At 58.9% G+C, this 7,003-nt stretch carries 7 protein-coding genes and 1 pseudogene; 3 read left to right on the forward strand and 5 right to left on the reverse strand.

Going from position 1 to position 7,003, the window contains the following annotated elements; all coding sequences use genetic code 11:
- Nucleotides 1-93: 93 nt before the first annotated feature.
- On the reverse strand, nt 94-1,041 hold the full coding sequence (locus Q1K49_RS14230) for a P1 family peptidase (protein ID WP_300526631.1): 948 nt from the start codon (nt 1,039-1,041) through the stop codon (nt 94-96).
- A complete protein-coding gene (locus Q1K49_RS14235) occupies nt 1,038-2,588 on the reverse strand; it encodes an OPT/YSL family transporter (protein WP_300526632.1) in 1,551 nt (516 codons plus the stop codon). Before Q1K49_RS14235 ends, Q1K49_RS14230 begins: the two co-directional genes overlap by 4 nt.
- A gap of 514 nt (nt 2,589-3,102) precedes the next feature.
- On the opposite strand from Q1K49_RS14235, the gene Q1K49_RS14240 reads away from it, so the two are divergent.
- The 3 genes from Q1K49_RS14240 to Q1K49_RS14250 all read left to right on the forward strand — a co-directional run bounded on the left by Q1K49_RS14240 (nt 3,103) and on the right by Q1K49_RS14250 (nt 5,438).
- The gene (locus Q1K49_RS14240; RefSeq protein WP_300526633.1) at nt 3,103-4,110 is read left to right on the forward strand and encodes a hypothetical protein; all 1,008 of its coding nucleotides are present in this window, start codon (nt 3,103-3,105) and stop codon (nt 4,108-4,110) included.
- 80 nt (nt 4,111-4,190) lie between these two features.
- Nucleotides 4,191-4,688: a ferritin-like domain-containing protein gene (locus tag Q1K49_RS14245; protein WP_300526634.1), complete on the forward strand. Its 498-nt coding sequence runs from the start codon at nt 4,191-4,193 to the stop codon at nt 4,686-4,688.
- Nucleotides 4,689-4,937: 249 nt separating this feature from the next.
- Nucleotides 4,938-5,438: an L-2-amino-thiazoline-4-carboxylic acid hydrolase gene (locus tag Q1K49_RS14250; protein WP_300526635.1), complete on the forward strand. Its 501-nt coding sequence runs from the start codon at nt 4,938-4,940 to the stop codon at nt 5,436-5,438.
- Between the two features lie 81 nt (nt 5,439-5,519).
- Here the strand turns inward: Q1K49_RS14250 and Q1K49_RS14255 are convergent, their stop codons facing one another.
- The 3 genes and pseudogenes from Q1K49_RS14255 to Q1K49_RS14265 form a co-directional block, all read right to left on the reverse strand.
- A complete protein-coding gene (locus Q1K49_RS14255) occupies nt 5,520-6,095 on the reverse strand; it encodes an HDIG domain-containing metalloprotein (RefSeq protein WP_300526636.1) in 576 nt (191 codons plus the stop codon).
- Nucleotides 6,096-6,198: 103 nt separating this feature from the next.
- Nucleotides 6,199-6,705 carry a cytidine/deoxycytidylate deaminase family protein gene (locus tag Q1K49_RS14260; protein ID WP_300526637.1) on the reverse strand — a complete coding sequence of 169 codons (507 nt, stop codon included), beginning with the start codon at nt 6,703-6,705 and terminating at the stop codon, nt 6,199-6,201.
- A 116-nt stretch (nt 6,706-6,821) separates the two neighbouring features.
- Nucleotides 6,822-7,003 (reverse strand): annotated as a pseudogene (locus tag Q1K49_RS14265) (hypothetical protein); the annotation flags it as partial.

Raw genomic sequence — 7,003 nt, forward strand, 5'->3', positions numbered from 1 at the left:
CCATTGTCTTTGCAATCCGGAAGCGCTGCATCCGCAAAACAGCCTGTCCCCGGGCAAAAAGTCCCGCACCGGGTCGGCAGACGCCATTCGAAATCAGACACACCCACTCGCAATATCCCTGGCCGCCGACAGCCCATAAGCGCCCACCGCCTCGCGGATCCCTCGTCGTATAGCCTCCGCGACCAGAGACGTCCCCAACGTCCCCACCAGAAGAGGGTCACCGGCGACCGTGCCGACGGAAACGCAGAAGACCGTGTCTCCATCGAAGGGGGTGTGTACGGGAAAGATCGCCGCGGCAAGTCCATCGTGCCCCATGATGGCCACCCTGCGGCATTCCGACTTCGAGAGCCTCGCGTTCGTCACCACTGCGACGAGTGTGGTGTTCCTCCCCCAGAGTTCGTCCTCGCCTCTCACCTCACCTCGGAGCGCTCCAAGAGGAGAAAGAATTGCCCCGTTTCTCACCGCTCCGGCCAGAAACGCTCCCGACTCCTCACGCACGGCACCCAAAGGATTGACGACCGCAACCGCGAGAACCGTCACGTCACCGACATCGGCACTCGCCCACCCGAAGCCTCCCTTCATGGCTCCTTCGGGACCGAGATATTTCCCCACACTGGCCCCTGTTCCGGCACCGACATTCCCCAAGGGGGATTCGTTCCACGGCTTGGCCGCGTTACAGGCAGCCAAGCCCATGACCCGATCGGGGCGACTCCCGGGATTCCCCACGGGGAGATCGAAAATGCAAGCGCCGGGAACAATGGGTACGACCCCCACTCCCACATCGAAACCCCATCCTCGTTCCTCGCAAAAAGCGACAACTCCCGACGCAGCATCGAGACCGAAGGCACTTCCTCCCGTGAAGAGCAGTGCATCGATGCGCTCCACGGAACACGCCGGATCCAGGAGAGCCGTCTCCCTTCCACCCGGAGCACCACCCCGCACATCGCCGGACGCCGTGGCACCCTCGGGAAACAAGAGCACCGTGCACCCCGTCCCGCCTCTTTCGTCCTGGGCATGTCCGATCAGACAGGAAAGACTCATCCCCCGGTCACCACCTTCAAAAGAGCGATCAGAACCCCCACGAGTCCTTCACCTCCAAGAAACCCCGAAGCGATCAGGGTTTCGTTGCCATCCGTCCTCTTGCCCGTTTTGTCGACGAGCAGGCGCACGCCTCCTCCAATCCCCGCCGTGGTGGAAATGAAAAGGGGGAGATAGACGCCGATTCCCAAGGTCATGGCGGGAATGCCCAACAACGCGAGGAGCATCCCCGTTATCGCTCCGCCGAGAAAAAACCCTCCGTGAAACAGCCCCTCGACGACGCTCTTTACCGCAAACGCCTGCGGCGCGACAAGTTGTGTTCCAGGACCCATTGCTCCGTAAGCATCCTTCATGATGAAAAGCGCCCCCACAGCGACAAACGCACCGACCATGCCGCCCCCTACCTCGTTGAGCCATTGCGAGAAAGGGTTCGTGCCCAATACATGACCAGCCTTGAAATCCTGCAGCGCATCTCCAGCAAGTCCCGTCGCCACGGCGACCACCGCCGCAAGAAGATAGGCCTCGCCGCGTCCGAGCGGAAAAACCCACCGCACGAACAGGACAAGAAGAATACCGAAGACCTCCATGGGATCGATCCCCGTTTGCCCGGTGAGCGTGGCCGCCATGATCACGCAAAGCCACACTCCGAAGACGACAAGAAGCGACAGCGGCAGAGAGAGTCCCATCACTGCGGTAAGCAGCGCACATCCCCCGGCTACGGTCAAGGCGGACCATTTCCACCCGGAGAGAGAAAGCCCCCTTCCTCTGTGGCCAAGTCGCACCATTCCCCGGAGCAGCGTGGCCACCCCAGCACCGACGATAAGGCCGATACCAAGGCTGTTCTTCATGAGCAGGGCCGCCTCCTCCGAAGAAAAGAGACCGAACCTGAACCCGAGGGGAAGAAACAAACCATGGGCGAGAACTCCCCCCGCAAGCCAGGAGCCCATGAACAGGGGGCCGATGATGTACCCGATTCCAAGTGCCATCGGAGAGAGCCAGAATCCGAGCGTCGCAGGATTCCCCACCAACGCGGGAATCACTCCGACTCCATCCCGGAGAGCCGTGATCACCCCGGAAAACCCCAACGAGCCGAACAGCACTCGGGCCTTCCTTCCCCCGGAATCCCCGGCGAGAAGCGTCTCCGCCGCAGCCGCTCCCATAGGATAGGGCAACTGTTGCTCTTCAATGAAAGAGCACCGCACCACAGCCGTGAAGAACGCCCCCAGAAGCGCCCCCGTAGATGCCGCACCAAGAGCCTGGGCTGCGGAAAGCGTCGCTTCCGGATCGGCCATCCAGAGCCCGGGCAGAGTGAAGGCCACGCCTCCCGCCACAAGCCCGCCGGCGGACATTCCCGTGTGAGCCACATTGATTTCCCGCAGGGAGGCTCCGAAGGGACGGAGGCAGGCCATGCTCACTACGGCGACAAAAATGGTCGGCCACGGGAGCGCCCCAAGCCGTAACGCAACGTAGGTGCTGCTCGCGGCGATGACTGCGGCGCCACCCAATCCCAGGAACAGTGCGCGCCAGGAAAAATCCGCAGGAAATTTCACAATGTCCGTACCTCCCGGAGTGACATCTCTCATTCTGAAGAATTGTAACAGATCCCTTTGGTCTTTTTGTTGCAACAACGTCAATGCACCGCAAGTCAAAAAGTTGAGGGAGTTTCAAAAAATACGCCTCCTCGCTCGCCTCCATCACCGGACACCGTCGGAAAGACCTGCCGGCCACCGTTGCCGGTGATGATCCGACGGCATCCGGAGATTCCTCCCCACGCTCCATCGACAGATCCGTCTGACAGACTGATTTTAAGGAAGCTCTGAAGAAAAACCTTTTTGCTTTCCCTTGATTCGGGTCGCATCAGGCTCTGCGGGGCTGACGTAGCGTTATTCAAAGGTTCCTTAAAACAACGTCCCGCCTTCCCTGCCGGACCCCATGGACCGAACTGTAAAGCGGGCGCAGATGCGCTCCGGATAGATTGCCTCTCGTGTACTATACTCTAAAAAGGGAGCAGCGAGGTTCATCACGTTTCCCGCGTTCGGAGCACGAATAAAAGGAGGTTCACCCATGAGCGGAGAGGCCGTGCTTTTGCTTTTCGATGCCCGACATCCTTGCTGGAACGAGGAGACCGTCTCGCTCGCCGGAGAAGATCCACACGCACTTCCGGCTCTGGAACGCGAAGGGCTCCTTATAAAAGAAGGCGCGTTCTATGTTCTGAGCGATGCGGGCGTGCAACGCTTTCGTTCCGAAGCCGCCTTGGCTTACTATGATGCCGCACCTGGCACAACACCGAAAGACCCTCGAAAAATGCTCCGACGTAACAGGATGGAACTCCTTCTCCGCCGTAGTTTTCTCGGCAGGTGGGGGCTCAAGGAACCCCGCCCCGGAGCATGCCTCCCCTGGTTCCCTTCCCTGACGAAGGAAGAGCTTTTCCGCCGCGAAACAGGGGACACGCTCACATGGACCTATGCGGAACATCCTTCCGTGCGCCTCCTCCTGGACAGATACCCGCTCCCCGGAAACGCCGCCGTCGTCCCTCCGAACCTCCAGGAAATGAGAGCGTTCCTCCACACGAAGGACATCTCGGTTTCCCATCTCGAACTGGACCTTTTGCTGCTCCAGCACTATGACTTCGAACAGTACATGCATGTCCCCCCCCACCCCAACGACGAGTTGGGGTTCCGCAACACCGACAGGCTTTACTGTCGCCTCGCGCCACCATTTCTCACGGGAAGAAACCTGCACCGCGACGAGATGGATGCCGTGTGCTGGGACATCGGCAGACTCCACCTCTTTCTCCTCTGGCAACGGAGAGTCTTCCTTCCCTGGTTCTTCGACAGAGACACGGAGGAGCAGGACGCTATCAACTGGTGGTTCTGGATCACCGACACGGAGGAAGAGGCCCTTGTGCTCCAACGCAATCTCATGCCTCTCGGAGAAGCGCTGATTCGTCCCGCACTTCCTTTGGATCTGTGGGTCCTGAGTCTTGAGGCGCTCTCGACGCGAACCGCACGAGAAGAGACCTTCTGGGATCTTTTTGCCGAAACGGCACATTCCATCGCGCGGACCCAGTAACTCCATTTGGACGAAAGACATGCCTCTGGTAAAATAGGAAAGGGTTTCAAGTAAAACAACTTCAGACAAAAGGAGGAATCATGATGGGAACTAAGGGAACCGAGATTGTGGGCGTAAACGTGCAGGAGCTTCTGCAACTGCTCAACAAAGCCCTGGCGGACGAATGGCTCGCATACTACCAGTACTGGATCGGGGCCAAAGTCGCCAAGGGAAGGATGCGCGGTATCATTCAGGGCGAACTTGAGGAACACGCCCAGGACGAGCTTCGCCATGCAGACATGCTGGTGGAGCGCATCATCCAGCTCGGAGGAACTCCGCTGCTTGAACCGAAGGCATGGTACGAGCAGACGAACTGTGGTTACGATGTTCCTTCCGATCCGAACACGCTGAAACTGGTCCAGCAGAACATTCAAGGGGAGCAGTGCGCTATCGAGGTCTACAAAAAAATCCTCGACTTCGTCAAGGACAAGGATGTCGTGACCTATCACATGGCCTTGGAAATCCTGGAGGACGAGGTGGAGCACGAGGAAGATCTCGAGGCGATCCTTGAGGATATGACCACACCCCTTCCCTCCTGATCCGGACGCACACACCCTCGCGACCACTCTCTCCGGCGGGGGATTTTAAACAGGATCGTGAACGACGGACGAGGCGGCGCAAGGACAACCTTCACGAGCCGCCTCGTTGTTCTTTTGCCTGCCGTGATCGTTTTGGGGTTTTCCGCTTCTCTTGCTCTTGCCGCAGAAGTTCATCGGTAACGAGAGAGAAGCCTGCACGGAAAAAACCGAAGACGCAGCGGAACATGACCGCGGAAGGGGTGAGGACCTATGGCGGAAACCAAAAACATCGAGGACATTCCACATCTTTTGCGAAGAGAAGTGGAAGCACGTCTTCTCAAAAACCTTCTTCCCGCTTTGGAGAAGGCCTTCGGCAAAGAGGAAACACACCGTGTGCTTGGAGAAACCATCGCACAATGCGCCATGGAGGAAGGACTGACGTGCGCGGAGCGTTTCGGGGGAAATTCCCTGGAGAAGCTGAAAAACGTCATCGACCGATGGCGGGACGGAAACGCCCTCGAAATAACCATCCTGCAACAGGACTCCCGGCATCTTGCTTTCAACGTGACGCGATGCGCCTACGCCGAACTCTACGAGCACCTCGGAATGCGCGATCTGGGAACGACGCTCTCCTGCGAACGGGATTTCGCGTTCATCGAGGGATTCAACGCGGGCATTCGTCTCACCAGGGAACATACGCTCATGGAAGGGCACTGCTGTTGCGATTTCCGCTACGACGTCAAAGATCCGAAAAACCTGCAAGAACCGTGAAGAGCATTCGTTCGAAACGACAGGGAGGGAGCACAAAGGAATTGTTTTTCGGCCCCCTCCCTGGGAGAGATGAGAGCTTGTCTATCCTTCCAATCCGATTTCTTTCGCCACAGGACGAAGGGCAACGATCGTCTCCTCAATGAGCGAATCCAGCGACACACCGAGCAGCTCCGCTCCCTTGGCAATAACATCGCGATCGACACCCCGGGCGAATGCCTTGTCCTTCCACTTCTTTTTCACCGATTTCCCTTCCATGTCGCCCAGAGATTTGCTGGGGCGCACGAGAGCCACGGCAACCACGAATCCCGTCAGTTCGTCTATGGCATACAGAACCTTCTCCATAGGACTCTCGGGTTGCACATCCTCCTGAAGGAGACCCCAGGCATGCGAACGCACGGCACGAACAACACTCTCAGGGTACCCTGCCTCCCGCAGCCACGGAAGCGCCTTCTCCGTATGCCGCTGCGGGTCGGCCATCGTCTCCTCCCAATCGATGTCGTGAAGCAGCCCCACCACACCCCACGCGTCGGGATCCTCTCCGTATTTGACGGCAAAATGCCGCATCGCCGCTTCCACGGCAAGAGCGTGTTTCACGTGCATCTCCTCTGTGTTGTGCTGTTTCAACAACGCCAAGGCATGTTCCCTGTCCTTTGTCATCGCTCATCCTCCTGAACAGTGTTTCTTTCAGTTCTGTCCGATTCCGACCGATCCCCCAAGGGTCGCATTACGCAAAGCAGCAATCGAGGAAGGGCACGCGACGTCATCCCTCGATCCGCACCTGTTCCACCTCGACACCCGCTTCCTCGCGCAATGTGCGCGCCAAAGGATCGGGATAGGGCGAGGCGAAGACAATCCTGAGAATCCCCGCGTTGATGATCGCCTTGGTGCAGAAACTGCAGGGTTCGTGCGTGCAGTACAGCTCCGCGCCCTCCGTGGATGATCCCGTCGCCGCCGCCTGGACGATGGCGTTGATCTCCGCATGGGACCCCCTGCAGATCTCGTGGCGTTCGCCCGATGGAACACCGAGCTCCTCCCGAAGGCACCCCACGAGCGTACAGTGTCGAACACCTCTGGGTGCTCCATTGTAACCGGTGCTCACGATGTGCCGCCCTCGCACGATCACCGCCCCGACCTGCCGCCGCAGGCAGGTGCTTCTGCTGGCGACAACCGACGCGATGGACATGAAATAATCCGTCCAATCCGGACGGTCGTCCCCGGACGTCGAGGAAACGACACGACGTGCGTTCTTTGCGATCTCCGTTTCCATGCAGGCCACCTCGTTTTCTTCATAACAACACGGCGGGGCTGGATACCCCGCCGTAGCGTACGACACTCACTGACGGAAGCAGAGCGCATAAGCCCTCCGGAACAAACCGCTCCCCCTCAGGCGAAGGCGTCCTCCTGTGTTCCTCGAAAGATACCCTCCAACGCCACCTGAGGCAGGGGACCGACAATTTTTCTGGTCTCCTCCAGCTCGAAATCGAAGAGGAGCTGAGAGATGGCGAGCTGTGTCACGTCGTCGGTCTCGTAGGAGATCGCACCCCTCCGGTAACCGAAACGCTCGG

Source organism: Aminiphilus sp. (assembly GCF_029975095.1).
GTDB lineage: Bacteria > Synergistota > Synergistia > Synergistales > Aminiphilaceae > Aminiphilus.